The 14,468-nt window shown below is 30.7% G+C and carries 23 protein-coding genes; 8 read left to right on the top strand and 15 right to left on the bottom strand.

Annotated features, from left to right (window positions below):
* The 9 genes from Q0L65_RS04565 to Q0L65_RS04525 all read right to left on the bottom strand — a co-directional run.
* The coding region (locus tag Q0L65_RS04565; RefSeq protein WP_296683986.1) for a tail fiber domain-containing protein at positions 1-2,551 on the bottom strand (2,551 nt) is incomplete at its 3' end.
* Between the two features lie 13 nt (positions 2,552-2,564).
* Entirely contained in the window at positions 2,565-3,716 is a 1,152-nt protein-coding gene (locus Q0L65_RS04560) for a hypothetical protein (RefSeq protein WP_296683984.1), read from the bottom strand.
* A 9-nt stretch (positions 3,717-3,725) separates the two neighbouring features.
* Positions 3,726-4,424, bottom strand: coding sequence for a hypothetical protein (locus Q0L65_RS04555; protein WP_296683983.1), 699 nt, complete (start codon positions 4,422-4,424; stop codon positions 3,726-3,728).
* A 3-nt stretch (positions 4,425-4,427) separates the two neighbouring features.
* Positions 4,428-4,679, bottom strand: coding sequence for a hypothetical protein (locus tag Q0L65_RS04550; RefSeq protein WP_296683981.1), 252 nt, complete (start codon positions 4,677-4,679; stop codon positions 4,428-4,430).
* On the bottom strand, positions 4,679-4,963 hold the full coding sequence (locus Q0L65_RS04545) for a hypothetical protein (RefSeq protein WP_296683979.1): 285 nt from the start codon (positions 4,961-4,963) through the stop codon (positions 4,679-4,681). The genes Q0L65_RS04550 and Q0L65_RS04545 overlap by 1 nt, the downstream gene beginning before the upstream one ends.
* Before the next feature lie 2 nt (positions 4,964-4,965).
* Entirely contained in the window at positions 4,966-5,229 is a 264-nt protein-coding gene (locus Q0L65_RS04540) for a hypothetical protein (protein WP_296683977.1), read from the bottom strand.
* Between the two features lie 5 nt (positions 5,230-5,234).
* Positions 5,235-5,402, bottom strand: a complete 168-nt coding sequence (locus Q0L65_RS04535) for a hypothetical protein (protein ID WP_296683975.1) — start codon at positions 5,400-5,402, stop codon at positions 5,235-5,237.
* Between the two features lie 20 nt (positions 5,403-5,422).
* A complete protein-coding gene (locus tag Q0L65_RS04530) occupies positions 5,423-5,908 on the bottom strand; it encodes a hypothetical protein (RefSeq protein ID WP_296683973.1) in 486 nt (161 codons plus the stop codon).
* Between the two features lie 2 nt (positions 5,909-5,910).
* Complete coding sequence (locus Q0L65_RS04525) at positions 5,911-6,177, bottom strand: hypothetical protein (protein WP_296683971.1); 267 nt, start codon at positions 6,175-6,177, stop codon at positions 5,911-5,913.
* Between the two features lie 74 nt (positions 6,178-6,251).
* Here Q0L65_RS04525 and Q0L65_RS04520 point away from each other — a divergent pair, with 74 nt between their 5' ends.
* Entirely contained in the window at positions 6,252-6,776 is a 525-nt protein-coding gene (locus Q0L65_RS04520) for a hypothetical protein (protein ID WP_296683968.1), read from the top strand.
* 15 nt (positions 6,777-6,791) lie between these two features.
* On the opposite strand, the gene Q0L65_RS04515 is transcribed toward Q0L65_RS04520, so the two are convergent.
* The 5 genes from Q0L65_RS04515 to Q0L65_RS04495 are packed head-to-tail and all read right to left on the bottom strand — an operon-like array spanning position 6,792 to position 9,339.
* Positions 6,792-7,022: a hypothetical protein gene (locus Q0L65_RS04515; RefSeq protein ID WP_296683964.1), complete on the bottom strand. Its 231-nt coding sequence runs from the start codon at positions 7,020-7,022 to the stop codon at positions 6,792-6,794.
* 11 nt (positions 7,023-7,033) lie between these two features.
* On the bottom strand, positions 7,034-7,291 hold the full coding sequence (locus tag Q0L65_RS04510) for a hypothetical protein (protein WP_296683961.1): 258 nt from the start codon (positions 7,289-7,291) through the stop codon (positions 7,034-7,036).
* Positions 7,291-8,865: a chaperonin GroEL gene (gene groEL / locus Q0L65_RS04505; RefSeq protein WP_296683959.1), complete on the bottom strand. Its 1,575-nt coding sequence runs from the start codon at positions 8,863-8,865 to the stop codon at positions 7,291-7,293. The genes Q0L65_RS04510 and groEL overlap by 1 nt, the downstream gene beginning before the upstream one ends.
* Before the next feature lie 4 nt (positions 8,866-8,869).
* Positions 8,870-9,166, bottom strand: coding sequence for a hypothetical protein (locus Q0L65_RS04500; protein ID WP_296683957.1), 297 nt, complete (start codon positions 9,164-9,166; stop codon positions 8,870-8,872).
* A gap of 41 nt (positions 9,167-9,207) precedes the next feature.
* Positions 9,208-9,339, bottom strand: a complete 132-nt coding sequence (locus Q0L65_RS04495; RefSeq protein WP_296683955.1) for a hypothetical protein — start codon at positions 9,337-9,339, stop codon at positions 9,208-9,210.
* 217 nt (positions 9,340-9,556) lie between these two features.
* On the opposite strand from Q0L65_RS04495, the gene Q0L65_RS04490 reads away from it, so the two are divergent.
* Entirely contained in the window at positions 9,557-9,799 is a 243-nt protein-coding gene (locus Q0L65_RS04490; protein ID WP_296683953.1) for a hypothetical protein, read from the top strand.
* Positions 9,800-9,957: 158 nt separating this feature from the next.
* On the opposite strand, the gene Q0L65_RS04485 is transcribed toward Q0L65_RS04490, so the two are convergent.
* Positions 9,958-10,404, bottom strand: a complete 447-nt coding sequence (locus Q0L65_RS04485; protein WP_296683948.1) for a hypothetical protein — start codon at positions 10,402-10,404, stop codon at positions 9,958-9,960.
* 864 nt (positions 10,405-11,268) lie between these two features.
* On the opposite strand from Q0L65_RS04485, the gene Q0L65_RS04480 reads away from it, so the two are divergent.
* The 6 genes from Q0L65_RS04480 (at position 11,269) to Q0L65_RS04455 (ending at position 14,409) form a co-directional block, all read left to right on the top strand.
* Positions 11,269-11,586, top strand: a complete 318-nt coding sequence (locus tag Q0L65_RS04480; protein WP_296683946.1) for a hypothetical protein — start codon at positions 11,269-11,271, stop codon at positions 11,584-11,586.
* A gap of 43 nt (positions 11,587-11,629) precedes the next feature.
* Positions 11,630-12,265, top strand: a complete 636-nt coding sequence (locus Q0L65_RS04475; protein WP_296683944.1) for a hypothetical protein — start codon at positions 11,630-11,632, stop codon at positions 12,263-12,265.
* A gap of 721 nt (positions 12,266-12,986) precedes the next feature.
* Complete coding sequence (locus Q0L65_RS04470; RefSeq protein ID WP_296683942.1) at positions 12,987-13,163, top strand: hypothetical protein; 177 nt, start codon at positions 12,987-12,989, stop codon at positions 13,161-13,163.
* A gap of 141 nt (positions 13,164-13,304) precedes the next feature.
* On the top strand, positions 13,305-13,754 hold the full coding sequence (locus Q0L65_RS04465) for a hypothetical protein (protein WP_296683940.1): 450 nt from the start codon (positions 13,305-13,307) through the stop codon (positions 13,752-13,754).
* A gap of 24 nt (positions 13,755-13,778) precedes the next feature.
* The gene (locus Q0L65_RS04460) at positions 13,779-13,997 is read left to right on the top strand and encodes a hypothetical protein (RefSeq protein WP_296683936.1); all 219 of its coding nucleotides are present in this window, start codon (positions 13,779-13,781) and stop codon (positions 13,995-13,997) included.
* Positions 13,998-14,127: 130 nt separating this feature from the next.
* Positions 14,128-14,409, top strand: a complete 282-nt coding sequence (locus Q0L65_RS04455) for a hypothetical protein (RefSeq protein WP_296683934.1) — start codon at positions 14,128-14,130, stop codon at positions 14,407-14,409.
* Positions 14,410-14,468 lie beyond the last annotated feature (59 nt).

Genomic DNA, 14,468 nt, shown 5'->3' with positions numbered 1-14,468 from the left:
CCAATACTCCATAAGACCTATCGTTATATCCTTTCCATTTATAATCATAAATATTTATTTTAGATATTAAATCAATACCGTTAATAGGTTTTAAATCTTCTTTTAATCTATAATCAGAAGTGACATTGTAAGAAACAGTTGAACCTGTATTTTGTATAACAGAACCAATTTCAGAACCTCCAGAATTCATAAAACTTATAAGTCTTGAACCAGTTGAAGCATAAAGGGTTCTTAATTGCAAAATATCTTGTACTGAACCATCGGCATCAATTCTCATTTTTCCAGTTCCTGATGTAGTACCAATTAAAAAGTTACCACCAGAAGTAATACGCATACGTTCGGTATTATTAGTACCAAAAATCAATGGTTGCCCTTGTATAGTTCCGATAGCAAAAGGATAAGAAGTACTATCACTTCCAATATTTCCAGCTGAATTTGCTGCTAATCCAAATAAGCCACTACCACTTTGTCCGATATAAATATCTGTAACAGAACTATTAACTCTTAAATATTGATTTCCTGTTCCTATTCCATCTCCTATTGTAAGTTTTTGGCTTGGCGCAGTTGTTCCTATACCTACGTTGCCTCCAATTAAAGATAATTGATTTGTAAAACTTAATTGAGCAACTGAAGAAGCATTTGAAGAACATTCTAAAGTTGCATATCCACCTCCTGAATTACTTACTTTTATTTTTGCACTTGCAGCACCACTTTGAACTTCTAATTTCTCACTTGGTGAAGTTGTACCTATACCTACGTTGCCTGATGGGTTAATTAAAAATCTTGTCGTATCAGGATTACCATTTAGTGTGCTACCTGTTCTTATAGCAAAATCTCCGTAAGCGTATAAGTTTAATCCAATTGACCAATTTCTATTAGTAGATTGGCTAAAAGTGCTAAATAAACCAATTGATGTTGAATTTCCAGCAGCACCGCTTGAATTTAGTGTTAAAAGATTGTTAGGACTCGTAGTCCCTATACCTACGTTTGTACCATTATCATAAATCAAACTATTACCTAAAGCATTAGCTCCAGTAAATTTAGGTATGTAGTTAGTTGTTCCTGTTCCACTTACTAAAATACCATTTGAATTAGAAGCGATACCAGCATCGTTAATAAGAAAAACATTTACACCATTCTTTTGAATTGTAATCGGAGAAGTTGTTACTCCAGTATCATTATTTATAAGTAAACCGTATAATGAACCAGCAGAGTTATTAATTCTTAAGGCACGACCTCCAGTATTTGCAATTTCTATTGCACTAATAGCAGTTGAAACATTAAATGTTTTTGTTCCACTAATACTTTCATTTCCAGTAGTATGAACAACTCCAGAATTTAAAGCATAAGTATTTGAATCAACTGAACCATCAGCTTTTAAAAATTGAGAAGATGTACCTCCATTTTTAATAAATGAATTACCTAAAATATTACCTAAATAACTAACTGAAAAGTTACTAACTCCATTATAAATACTTTCAAATGGATTTCCAAATGAATTTAAAACATTAGCAACTACAAATCCTTTACCTTGACCACTATTTGCTACATAAGCACCAATACCAGTTGAGCTATTATCTCCATAAAAACCATATCCACTTCCACTATTATTAGAACGAATACCAATACCAGTTGTGCTATTAAATGATTTAGTACCAGTAATAGTTTCGGCTCCAGTTAAATGAACTACATTAGCATCATTTGCAGCAGTATATCCTAAAGCATTTTGTTTATTGTTAAAAGTATTCCAATCAATACTGCTTAAATACCCAGAGGCTGCTGCAGTTGCTTGTGCAATACTTAGTGTTCTGTTAGCACTTAAATCTCCCCCTCCACTTAAAGGAGATGTAGTTGAGATAGTTCTTGCTGCATCTGCTGGTGTATATCCTAACCAACCTGCAATAGTTTTATTTACCCATAATGTTCCATTATACCCTAGTAAATGCCCATTAATAGGTGTAGTAGTATGTAAATCTACATCGTGTAATTCATCAAGCTCAAATCCATTTTGTACTTTAACAAATATTTCTCCATTATTAGCATTAACTCTTGTTACAATACCAATAAATACTAAGTGTGATGGAGCATAAGGTTTATTAGCTAATCCATATATTAGATTACCATTAGTACCTAACCATACTGGATCACCAACTATAGCTGTAGATGTATCTAAGCCAGCAAGTAATCCTTCTGTAATAACATTAGCAAATCCATTAACTGATACTGTATTATCAAGCAATCCCATTGTTTTAGATGAGGTTGCTTCAGCACTATTAGAAGCTAACCCAACAACCATATTAGTTCCATCTGCTGATGTTACATATACTGCTTGTCCTTTTGTTATTGCTACTCCAGCTTTAACTGGGTGCTCTATATGAGAAGCAGTACCTGGCGAAATACCTAAGTCAGTTAAAATTTGAGATCCTGTTCTATACTTAACAACGCCAGAATCTGATACAAGAAATTTATCAGTATCAGTTGCTGCATTTGGTATTTGAGAAGCACTTAATGAACCATCTATTTCTACAGATGTCTTTATTTTTTGACTCATATTAGATTGTTTATTATCCTATTTTTTTAATCAATACTCTTATTGATGCACTAGAAGGCGCTGTTGTAAAAGACACTGTAACTGTATTTATAGTTGTTCTTACAACATCAGATATAACAGTTTCATAAGAAGTTAAATCAAATAATTGAACCTCAACATCTCTAGAACCAAAATTATGTGTAATAGTAAAACTTGTAGAAGAACCATTACCAATTGTTGATGCGTATGAATATTTTAAATTATTAATTAATAAATCTACAACTCCAGAATTATTGGTTATAGTTACAGAGTTGTCAGATGATGATATAATTTGTACAGATTCATCACCATATTGAATAGCATAAAAATTACCATCATTTGCTTGAATCTCCCATCTATTAGTTGTTTCATTCCATTTTAATTGACGATTAGGATCATCTCCTCTTTCAACTTCAATACCAGCATCTTCAGTAGCAGAACCAGTAGCATTACTATTAAGTGTTATTATATTATCTGCTAATAATATAGTCTCTGTATTTACAGTTGTTACACTTCCACTTACAGTTAAATTACCACCAATAACTAAATCATTTACAATGTTTACATTATCTGGTAATCCTATATTTATTTGGTCTCCAACTTCAGTAACTTCTATTTCATTAGATGTTCCAGATATTGTTACAGAGTCAGTAGATGAATCAGATCCAGTTATTAAAATAGTAGATGAATTTGAACCTCCAGCACCAATACCTATAGAGTAAGTTGTGTTTGTATCTGTAACGGTTTCTGTTGCAGAAGTAATACCTACAATATGACCAAAAGAATCTAAAGTTATATCTTGTATATAAGTTCTACCAGAGTTATCTACTGAAGTAGCTGGATTCGTAGATGGGTGAGCAGTTAAATATCTTCCGTCTAAGTTAACTGTTAAATCTGATAATGCACCATTTCTACCTAAAGTAAGTAAACCTGTTCCAGATGCAAAAGCAATTTCATCTACATAATTGTTCGTATCTTGTATAGCAACCCATTGAGTACCATTGTAAAAATATAATTTTTTATCCCCAAGTGTTGAGTCAAAATATATTTGCCCTTCTTTAGCTCCAGAAGGAGGAGTACCAAGTGGTTGTATTACAGCATTCTGTAATTCATTACCAGTTAAATCTAAGTTACTTAAATGTTTCATATTTTATTTTTAGTTTAAATACGCTTTACCAGAAAAAGAAGCGCTAAATCTTAATGTTACTCTGTTCAAATCAATATACTCAACTTCACCTACCACAACATTATATCCAGAATCAACTATTGATATTGATGGGTATTTATTTAATCCGTGAGTTATTTCCCATTCGTTTGATGATAGCCCTTGATTATGTATATATGTTTTATCTATATTTAATGAATCTACAACTGGTGTTAATCCATAAACATGTGAATCTTCTAAGTTACCATTTGACTCATTTAACTGTAATGATAAATTGTAAAATCCAGAATCACTTAAGTCTTCTTCTACATTAGTTAACTTGTATATACCGAATTTATTAGGATTTGATGTATCCGATAACATTATTGTTTCACCAATAAAAGTATTTAATACATCAACAATATATTTCAACCCGCTATTCTTTTCACTAACTTTAATAGTAGTTAACGAAGAGAAAGCAGGTTCTTGTGTGTTAGTAGTAATAGACCCTACTGGTCTTTCACCAATAAATGTTTTATAATATTTAAAATTTATTTGATTTACAACACCCAAAACTCCAGACTCATTGAAAAAGTCTGCTAAGTTTTGAGGAGTAAAGTTTTTAGTTATACCTCCGCTAAAATCAGTTCCAATCCACTTGTCATTTGAAGTTACAATTGGATCCGTTACATATGTGCTTATTCTAGCCATTTATTATTTTTTTAAAGCTCCACCTCTAGCTCGGTTTGATTTAGCCTTTTCTAATTTAGTTACTTTACCTCCAAAATGACTAGCGTCCATTCCATCTCCATTTCCATAAGTTCCTTTATCTCTATTGAACTTATTCGCTTCCTCTCTCTTTTTTATAGCTTCAGGTTTAGCTGCTGCTTCTTTAGAAGTTTTTTGATGCTTTTTTCTAGCCTCTGGATTTTCTCTATAGTATTTAGCAGTTCTACCTAATCCCATTATTTACCTATTTTTTTAGCTATAATAGCAGCATCTTTATTTTTAAATGAATGCTCTGAGTTTTGACCTTCCCATCTTCCTTTTCTTGAGAATTCATTACTCTCAAAATTATCAAGTGTACCTCCTTTTAATCCAACATTAAATCCATGTTTATAATCCATACTATCTTTTTTAGTAGCAGGAGTACTTGATGGCAAATCCATCAATGTATTTTTTGCTTGATTAGCTTGAGCAAACATAGTATATTTAGGTTCTATGTATTTTTTTTTATTAGGCTGTTCCATTTTTATTTTTTAGTTTTAGTTTTAACAATTTTAATTGGTCCTTCATTCTCCATACTTCTTTCTTTTTTACCCTCTGATTTCTCATGTTTCATCATGGCTTTTTTAGAAGCATATTTTTCTCCAGTAGATTTTTCAATTACAGGTTTACTTTTACCAGCTTTAGACATTGCAATAGCTACTGCTTGTTTTTGTGGTTTACCACTTTTCATTTCTGTTTTAATGTTAGCGCTAATTACCTTAGAGCTAGTTCCTTTTTTTAATGGCATATCGTTTATTTTTTATAGAATAATTTATTCACTAATAAATTCGGGTTGTTTAATTTTTCTTGTCTAGCTTCACATCCGCAACTAGGAGATACTTTTTTAACCAATGGTTTTATACCTGTATATTTTGTTAACTTTTCTATAGAGTCTCCAAGACCTTTTGATTTTCTTACCATGATATTACCATTTTACTTTATCACTGTTTCACTCTGTCAGCTACAGCGATACATACTTTTATAAAATCTTCTTGACTATACTGTTGTTTCATCATATTAACTTTACTATTCACCCATTGTAAATTTCCTTCAACATAACCTATAGAGCTATCAATTCTATCTAGTGAAGCTGGACTATTAATCTCCATTGCATGTATATCCCATCCAGTCAATGCACATTTAAAATCTTGCTCTATTAATAGTTCTGCAAGATAGTCAAAAGATACATTCCAATCTATACGCCTAATCAAAGCATTTGTTCTATATTTATGCGCAAAAGATTTTCTAAGAACGTTTTTGTAATAACCCTTATGACAATTAGAATCTGGATTCTTATTGCTACATTTTTTACAATGCTTACCTAATTTAAAAGATTCTTCAGCATAATTTTTTCTTAAATAACTTTGCTCTTCCCTACAAATAGGACATTCTTTGTAAAACCTACCATCTTCTTTTTTATAAACCATACCTACCATTTCACGCGATCCGACCAATAAGCCGCACTAGACTTTCCTTTAGCTATATTTTTAGCATGTCTAGCTTTAAATGAAGCTCTTTTAGCCTTCATCTTATTAGACTCACCAGCTTTAGGTTTACCAGCAGTTACTGCTCCCTGTTCTCCAAAATGAATTATCTTTTCCTTCCCATCATAACACGCCTTAACTACGTGAGACTTTTTAGGGTCGTTAGGAGTTCTTTTTGGCGAGTTGCAAGGCATATTCTTTTTATCGAGCATAACTATTGAATTATAAATCTTTGCAAAGTTACATATTTTTTTATTTTACATTTGCACTAATTTAATTCAATATAATGGCTAGAAAGGTATATAGAAAAATGAAGAGGATAGGCGAAGACAAACAAATTCGCATCCAAAAAAAACTTGCAGAGAAACCTCAGAACTACTTCTTTAAAGAAAAAGCTTCGTCTTATTTGAAGTATTTTAGAGTAGTTAGAATGTACATACAAAAGAAGTACGAACTGAATCTATCAGAACTAGAGCTTATTTTGTTTCTTTACGATGAAAACGTTTTCAATAGAGATACTTTCTATAGTTACGCATGTACTCTTGGTTTCTCAACAATGAAGTGGTTAAATAAGTTTGAAGAGAGAGAGATAATAAAAGTTTGGAGGGAAGGAACTAAGGATACAAAAATGTATGTTCTTACTCAGAAATACAAGATGGCTTGTGCAAAAATGTATAAACATTTAGAAGGTGAAGCCATACCTCAGAACTCACAGATAAATCCTCTGTTTAAAAGTAGTCAATCTTTTAGTGATAAAATGTATGCTAAGTTGATTAAGAAAATGAATGAAAAAAGAAAAGGGGTAGAATAACTACCCCTAAACAAACTAACCTAAAAACTCATCAATTTTATCTAAAATTTTTGACGTTGACTTATACTCTTTGTCAAGAATTTTTCTTTCTTTTTCTAGAGCTTCAATTTTGTCTTCTATTTCAAATCCATAATTAGCTATATCAGCTAGAACAACATTAAGTTGCTTTTGAGCAACGTAAAATACATCTAGAGCCTTGCTCTTTTTCTCAGCTAAATAATTAGCGTCTTTTTTAAATCCGAACATATTACATTTTATTAAAGAACAACTCTTACGTCGCTCAAGTTTATAATTTGATATTTATTTCCATTTAACCTCAACTCACTGGCATTGACTTTGTCATAATAAAGTCTGTCTCCAGCTTTTATTTCTTCAACATCTTCTCCAGCCATAAACACTTCTCCCAGCTTGTAACGTATATCTCTATCGTTTGCTTCTGTAATAATAAGACCAAGCTTATTTTTTACCTCTTCCTTTATTTCTGATATTACTAGTGTTCTTCCAAATGCTCTCATTACGCTCTCTTGTTTGTTACGGTTGCTTCCGTAGTTAATAATGTAGCTGATACAGATACGGCATTCTCAATTGCGTTTCTAACAACCTTAGTTGAGTCTATAACCCCCATCTTATACATATCACCAAATTCTTCTATCAATACATTATATCCAAAAGAGTATCTGTCTCTATCTAAGTTAGATGAGACTTCTTTGGCATCAGCACCAGAATTATCTATAATCTGAGCAAATGGATACGATAAAGACTTTAATACAGAATGCCAACCAGCTCTATAGCTATTGTTTGCAAGTGATGGAAATTCTTTAATCTTAAGATTCTTAAGTGATATTCCTCCTCCAGGCAAAATACCTTCTTCTAAAGCACTTTTAACTGCATGTATAGCATCATCTACCCTATCCTTCTTTTCTTTCATCTCAAGCTCGCTATTAGCTCCTACGTGAACAACAGCAACACCACCACTCAATCTACTAAGTCTATCTTTATAATGCCACAGATTCATTCTGTTCTCTGCATTTGCTATTGACAAATTAATATTCTTCAATCTCTCGTCAATATCAATCTTGTGTTTTGGTCGGTCCACTATAAGGACTGTATCAGTTGTTGTAGAGATTGATTTGATTGCTTCTCCTAAATAACTTGAGTCAACTGCTGATAAATCATTACCAGTCTCATCAGAAGCTAACACTGCGCCTGTCAAAGCACACAAGTCTTCAAGTAGTTCAAATCTTTTTATACCAATCCCCTCAGGTGCTATTACATTAACCTTAATAACCCCCTTTGCTTTATTAACATTCAAAGCATTCATTACAGCAGTCTCAACGTCCGCAATAATCAAGATGCTTCTTTTATTCTTGATAGCCACTTCTAAAACATTAGTAATATCTTCTAGACTTCTTACTTCTTGATCAGATATAAACACCAATGGATTATCTAGTATAGCCTCTTGCTTCTCTGGATTTGTAACCATGTATGGAGACGTATACCCTTTCTTGATTTTTGTACCATCAATAACACTTACATAAGTATCACTGTTTAAACTCTCCTCCATCGTAACAACGCCATCCTTACCAACCTTAATATAAGCTTCGGCAATAATGTTACCTAATTCTGTATCGTTATTAGCTGATATTCTAGACACACTCTTAAGAGTCTTATTACTAACCTTCTTACTTTGGTCTTTTAAAGATTTAACAACTGCTACACAGGCATCCTCCATTCCTTTCTTGAATTGAGTAATATTTGTGTTTTCGTCGATTACATCAAAAGACTCCTTAATCAAAGCCTGTGTTAAAACACAAGTTGTAGTAGTACCATCACCACTATTACGTGCACTTCTGTCTGAAGCTTGTTTGATAATACTAGCTCCTAGATTCTCAACTGGATCAGATAAGTTAATAGAGTTAGCTACAGTAACACCATCTTTTGTAACATGTGGTAAACCTCTCTCATCCTCGATGATTACATTTCTACCAGCAGCTCCTAATGTAACTTTAACTGCATTTGCTACAGAGTTTACTCCGTCAATTAGTTTTTGTTTTGCTTCTTTATCGTAAAGTATTTCTTTTTCTATCATTTCATTAAATTTTAACTATACTTCTTTTATAAATAACACCATCATTTGTAATTTCCTCGTATATCCTAACTCCAGGAATAAATTGCAATGCTTCAGCAACATGATCACCTTGTTGTGTGGTAACTTGAACTAAACATCCAACCCTATCTATTTGCATAGCTTTAGTTGATTTCATCCAACCTTCTTTTTCAGATGAAGCTTTACTTATCAACTTAAATGTGTCTCCATCTCCCCAAAAAGAAATATCTCTTACGTTTTTTGATGCTCCACTAGCATCTGTGTTTTTTAGCGTCTTTGCCATTTGATTAAATTTAAAAATATTCATAATACCGTTTGTTTTTTCTACCACATGAACTTCAACTCTATAAAAGCGAAGTAAAAGTTTAATTCGTTAAAATCGTAGATTTCGTCTTTTTGATACCAATCTAGTCCAAAAAGAAAGTAATTCGGTGCAAAAGTTAATTCAATTTCCATAGTTTTTGTGTTTTGATAGGCAAATATAGTGTTTTTTTATTAAAACCAACAAAAGAAGATGACTTTATTTTACCTATTAAAGAAAAGTTACATACCTATTAAAGAAATGTTTAATACCTATTAAAGAAAAGTTTAAGGATAATATAATATATATATAAATATATATATAATGCGTTTGTATAATATTTTATATATTTGTTAAGTCAAATACAATATAATGGATATAGCAATACAAGCAAACTATTTGATCTTTGGTTTTAAAGAAACTGGAGATGCAACATACCTATTCAAGTTAAATAGAGTTTTAACCGAATTCTTAGAAGATGTTTTAGATGACTATCTAGAGAGTGATGGATACGAAGTATCTAAACCAAAAGATAATGTCTTAAAAGCTATTAATTGGAGGCAGGATAACACATTAGGAACCGACCTTGGTTATCGTGTAGGGTGTCAAGACTAAATTCCTTATCTAACTTATTGAATATACTATCGTGATTCGCGAATTGCAAATAAGCATGTATATCTCTATACTGATGTCTAACCCCTGTTTTTTCTAAAGCGTACTTTATAAACCACATAGGATTCAACATCTTTTCATTCCTCATTTCTATATATTCTTTAATAATCTCTGTCATACATATGTTTTTTGTGTTTAATATCTTTTGTTTTTCCGTAGTGTAAGAATGAAGGGTTTACAGATACTCTATTTGGACTGAGAGACTTAATCATATTCTTTCTTTTCAAAGTGTTTATGATCCTGTTTACCTGGCTTTTTGTAAGACCACTCTCCATACGAATCTCATTTCTATCCTCTGCTGTTAGACTACAGTATATTTCTCCTTGAACTTGCTTGTTAAGAATCAATACCAAAACATACAACTCGTTAGAAAAGCTTTGAATCCACTTCCCATCATCATGAGTTAGCATCATCATAAAAAACTTCTCATCAGCAACAGAATATACACTAGTGTTAGTCTCTATTATCTCACCAGTATCTCTGTTTATAGTGTCAATATATATCGTTTTTATACTCATACGGCGCATGGGATGCGTCGAAACACGCATTTTATACCCTTTTTTAATTTTATAACTATCTTAATACCAAAGAACTAAGTGTTTTTGTATCTTATCTTCTCTTTGTACACTACAAATATACTGTAAATTATAATAAATACACAACTCTAAATTATAATAAATACACCACATAGGTATATATCTGATATTGCGATATGAAATCATAGAGTATTTTTTGTGTGTTAGATACCTATACGTTTTGGGTTATACCCCCATTCTACGTTCACCATCTCAAAACAAAAACGTTTCTAAATTGTCCCCTACCCTTTGAAAATTCAAAATACATTTTCAACTTTTTACCTTTTTACCTACTATCTTTTTTCAATTGATTTTTTTAGAACTATTACAATATGTGTTTTTTAATGTAGTCCTATTGTTTTGCGTTAACTATATTTTTTGCGGCTTGTGTGTGTGTTTGTCGTTATACCTACTATAAAAAGAAAAACAAAATAACTTTGCCACATTTCGCACTTTACTTTATAAATATAACTTGTGTTTTGGTATTCAAGTGATTACATTATACTTTTTTTAATACTTTCCTTTGTCGTTTTGGCTTATGTTTTGGTACTTTTTACCATACAAAAACGCCTATTTTTACACTATTTATTAGTCTACTTATACACTAGGATACTATAAAAGCAAACATTTTTTGTTAAAATTTGCATTTTTTTCGGTTATAATATGATAAAAATTAAACTATTCTATTGCATTATTGTTAATAAAATTGTTAAAAAAAGAAAATATCAATAAAAATGCGAAAAATCAGCCCTAAAATTTTTTTGTTCTATTCTTTATTGTTAATATAGCCCTATCAAAATAACGGCGCAAGCCTTAACCAATTTAAAAATTTGCAATATGAAAACATTAAAAAAATCTACACTTAAAAAGATTGAGAACATTAATTCTCTTATTGTTATTGTTAACAATTTAGAAAATACGCCTATAACATACAACGGAGGTACTTTTCCACATTACGTAAAAATAAAACCAATTAAGGTACAAAATCAATTTGTAACGATTGAAAGCGATATAAATGAATATTCATTTATAGATAAAAAAGAAAGATACAACGTAAATAAAAAATCGATTTTCGGCGATGAGTATTGCGCTAAACATTTAGAGCATACACTTAACGTAATTTTAAAGGCTTTTAATAAAGCAATAAATAATTAATATCAATAAATAAATAATATAAACAATTTTAAAAATTAAGAACATGAAAACATTAAATTTATTAACACAAGCAAAACAAAACACTAAAAAAATCGAGAGTATCACAAAAAAGCAAATTGCCGAAAGTTTAAAAGAGGCTAAAAAATTCCAAGCAGAACAAACAAAGGCAAAGAAAAGCGAAAAGGCTATCCAGTCGGACAAAATAAAATTGTCGTGGCTTAACGATACGCAAAGTAAAACGGCACTTGAAAAGTACGTAAAAGAAAATACCGAAAAATTTGAGGCGTTTTTAAACTTAACAAACGAATTAAATAAATCAAACGTTAAAATTAATCAAGTTAATAAACAACTTTTTAAATTTGGATACTTGCACGAATTGAATAAATTAGATTACAACGGCAACGTTATAGAAGCAAAAAGTTTTTTTAACATGGCTTTCTTTGTGGCTAATTCTAATAGTTTACTAAATAGATTCGCAAAGTATGGCACAACAATAAACAAAGAATTTATTTCGTATTCTGAAAAGGCAACCGAAAACTATTTAGATAGTAAATTTTTGAAATTACAAAAAGATATTATTTTAAAAGGTGCTAAAAAAATAGACGTGCAAAACATTGTAGGAAATATAAAAATAGATAGAAACGAAAAGGCAAAGCAACTAAAAAAACTTATTGAATAGTTGTTTAGATTGATTCTAAATAAGGCGTAAAAGTTTAAAGGCTTTCTTGTGTTATTCGCTTAACATACGCCACAAAATAGCCTTTGAAAGTAGGGCTTAAAATTAACTTTCTTTTATTGGCTTTCTTTCTATTGTTTTGCAATAGTATTTGATTGTGTTTTGCACAATTTGAAAGCCTTTGAAATGCTTCTTTGAAATTCTGAAATAAAAACATATTTAGGCAAAAATTTGTCTAATTGATACGTGCATTAGATTGCACGTCATAACCTCTTTTTATATGTTTTTGTGAGAGGCTACAAAAGTATCTTAATAGGGTGCGAGGAAAATTTGTAGGATTTTTTACAATCAATAGCACTTGATTGGTTTTTAATCAACGCCACAATGTAGGATAAAAATGCACATTCACAATAATAAAAACTATTCCGTATCTATTAATTTAGGTGCGGAATTTTTATATATAACTAAATGGATTCATTTGTAAGGTATGTAGGGCGAAACTCCCTGAAAATCTTATGGAGGTAGGTATAGTGGTATTTTATTGAGTTCGACTCTCAACCTACCACGATTGCAATGGTGCAATAATTTAAAATAATATAAAAATGGAAAGTAAAAAAGAAATTAAAAAGTTAACTGCTAGGTTTCAAATATCTATTGCAGTGGTTATTGGATTGTATTTTGTGGGTAGAATTTTAGTATTTGTAATCTTAAATAAATAAAGAAAATGTATAAAATAATTGATGTTATAGTAATGTTTCTAATGTTGGTATTGACAACTATTGGAGCGTTTGGAATGTTGTTTTTATCTAATAACATAGGACAATTGGTAGGTTTTTTTGTATTAATGATGTTAGGTGCAACTGGATTTTTAGCACTGGCTTATATGAATAAATTAAAATAGTTATGGTGCATTACGATAAACAATGTAACACTTATGAGTTTATAAGTGGAGGCTTTACATTAATTTGTTTTAGCCTATTTGAATTAAGAGAGCAAGTATTAACAATCTATGGTATTAACATAGATACAATTTTAAATTAAGATGAATTTAACAGAATTAGAAAAAAAGTATGCTGAATTAGGTGCGGAGATTGAATCTTTAAAAACCAAGGGTAAATACCCCATTTATTGTATAGGTAAGGTGTCAAGAGCAATTGTTAGGTTTGACGACGCTAAAACTGGAACGGTTGTAAAAGCAGGAGGTTGTTTTGAATTAGGTTATAGTTCGGAAAATTGGACTAAACATAGTGTAGAGGGTGTTTGGGAACGTCTTGATGTTTGCAAAGAAACTGGTTTTTACGATGGACAACCTGTTTGGTGTTGGGATGAAGATGATAAATGTGTTAGAATGCTTAGATTCTATAACGCAATTTATTCATGTACTTTTAGTTTTGAAGGGAATAAATTTGGACTCATACATAAAAACTACGAAGCATTTGAAGGAAAGTGGTTTGAATGGATGAATCAAGCATTTGAAAAATTAGAAAGATAGTTCACAATCATAAATAATATAAAAATGAAAGATAAGAAAAAAACCAGAATAAACGTATCTATTAACATAGTAGAGTACGTAGAAAGAAGCAATCGAGAATATGAGCGTAGAAGAACGATAATTGATGAAGCCTTATATAGTATCGTAAAAGAAGAGAACGTTCGTTACAAGGAGGCTAAACGCATTTTAAGCGGTAGATTAAAGTTTGATGTGATGTGTAGACTTATGGCCGATGTAAAATAACATCTATTACCCTATTAAAGAAATATTTAATAGGTATTAAAGAAAAGTTTAAAGATAATATTAATTATATATATATATAAATATATATATGCGAAGCAGTGAAATTTAATAATTTAAAACCAAAGTAAAAATGAAAGAAGTAGTATTAAAAGAAGAAGTTAAAATTGTTGATTTATCAAGTATAAATAACAGTAGTATTGTTGGTATTGAGTGGGGAGATGGAAATAAATTTTATGTTTGTAGAGGACAAGGTGGTTTTTTTGGGTGTCCTTTAATAGAAAGAGATATTACCTCAAAATGGATACAAAGTAGTATTAAAGATTACGTGAAAGATTGTATAGAAACACGTCTTACAAAAGCATTTGTGTTTGAATCGGAAGATGAATTACTTCAATGGTTGCTTAAAAAATAATATAAACAATTAAATAAAATAAAAATGAGAAAATTTGAATTACAACTGATAGATGTTTT

Origin of the sequence: Flavobacterium sp., assembly GCF_024642105.1 — a bacterium.
Taxonomy (GTDB): Bacteria; Bacteroidota; Bacteroidia; order Flavobacteriales; family Flavobacteriaceae; genus Flavobacterium.
The sequence above is the reverse complement of the archived record's forward strand: the minus strand, read 5'-3'. Positions and strand labels throughout refer to the sequence as shown.

Excerpts from the sequence above, each read along its gene's own strand:
- Q0L65_RS04560 (WP_296683984.1), bottom strand. The coding sequence starts at position 3,716 with ATGAAACATTTAAGTAACTTAGATTTAACTGGTAATGAATTACAGAAT.
- Q0L65_RS04555 (WP_296683983.1), bottom strand. The coding sequence starts at position 4,424 with ATGGCTAGAATAAGCACATATGTAACGGATCCAATTGTAACTTCAAAT.
- Q0L65_RS04550 (WP_296683981.1), bottom strand. The coding sequence starts at position 4,679 with ATGGGATTAGGTAGAACTGCTAAATACTATAGAGAAAATCCAGAGGCT.
- Q0L65_RS04545 (WP_296683979.1), bottom strand. The coding sequence starts at position 4,963 with ATGGAACAGCCTAATAAAAAAAAATACATAGAACCTAAATATACTATG.
- Q0L65_RS04540 (WP_296683977.1), bottom strand. The coding sequence starts at position 5,229 with ATGCCATTAAAAAAAGGAACTAGCTCTAAGGTAATTAGCGCTAACATT.
- Q0L65_RS04535 (WP_296683975.1), bottom strand. The coding sequence starts at position 5,402 with ATGGTAAGAAAATCAAAAGGTCTTGGAGACTCTATAGAAAAGTTAACA.
- Q0L65_RS04530 (WP_296683973.1), bottom strand. The coding sequence starts at position 5,908 with ATGGTTTATAAAAAAGAAGATGGTAGGTTTTACAAAGAATGTCCTATT.
- Q0L65_RS04525 (WP_296683971.1), bottom strand. The coding sequence starts at position 6,177 with ATGCTCGATAAAAAGAATATGCCTTGCAACTCGCCAAAAAGAACTCCT.
- Q0L65_RS04520 (WP_296683968.1), top strand. The coding sequence starts at position 6,252 with ATGGCTAGAAAGGTATATAGAAAAATGAAGAGGATAGGCGAAGACAAA.
- Q0L65_RS04515 (WP_296683964.1), bottom strand. The coding sequence starts at position 7,022 with ATGTTCGGATTTAAAAAAGACGCTAATTATTTAGCTGAGAAAAAGAGC.
- Q0L65_RS04510 (WP_296683961.1), bottom strand. The coding sequence starts at position 7,291 with ATGAGAGCATTTGGAAGAACACTAGTAATATCAGAAATAAAGGAAGAG.
- groEL (WP_296683959.1), bottom strand. The coding sequence starts at position 8,865 with ATGATAGAAAAAGAAATACTTTACGATAAAGAAGCAAAACAAAAACTA.
- Q0L65_RS04500 (WP_296683957.1), bottom strand. The coding sequence starts at position 9,166 with ATGGCAAAGACGCTAAAAAACACAGATGCTAGTGGAGCATCAAAAAAC.
- Q0L65_RS04495 (WP_296683955.1), bottom strand. The coding sequence starts at position 9,339 with ATGGAAATTGAATTAACTTTTGCACCGAATTACTTTCTTTTTGGACTA.
- Q0L65_RS04490 (WP_296683953.1), top strand. The coding sequence starts at position 9,557 with ATGGATATAGCAATACAAGCAAACTATTTGATCTTTGGTTTTAAAGAA.
- Q0L65_RS04485 (WP_296683948.1), bottom strand. The coding sequence starts at position 10,404 with ATGCGTGTTTCGACGCATCCCATGCGCCGTATGAGTATAAAAACGATA.
- Q0L65_RS04480 (WP_296683946.1), top strand. The coding sequence starts at position 11,269 with ATGAAAACATTAAAAAAATCTACACTTAAAAAGATTGAGAACATTAAT.
- Q0L65_RS04475 (WP_296683944.1), top strand. The coding sequence starts at position 11,630 with ATGAAAACATTAAATTTATTAACACAAGCAAAACAAAACACTAAAAAA.
- Q0L65_RS04470 (WP_296683942.1), top strand. The coding sequence starts at position 12,987 with ATGTATAAAATAATTGATGTTATAGTAATGTTTCTAATGTTGGTATTG.
- Q0L65_RS04465 (WP_296683940.1), top strand. The coding sequence starts at position 13,305 with ATGAATTTAACAGAATTAGAAAAAAAGTATGCTGAATTAGGTGCGGAG.
- Q0L65_RS04460 (WP_296683936.1), top strand. The coding sequence starts at position 13,779 with ATGAAAGATAAGAAAAAAACCAGAATAAACGTATCTATTAACATAGTA.
- Q0L65_RS04455 (WP_296683934.1), top strand. The coding sequence starts at position 14,128 with ATGAAAGAAGTAGTATTAAAAGAAGAAGTTAAAATTGTTGATTTATCA.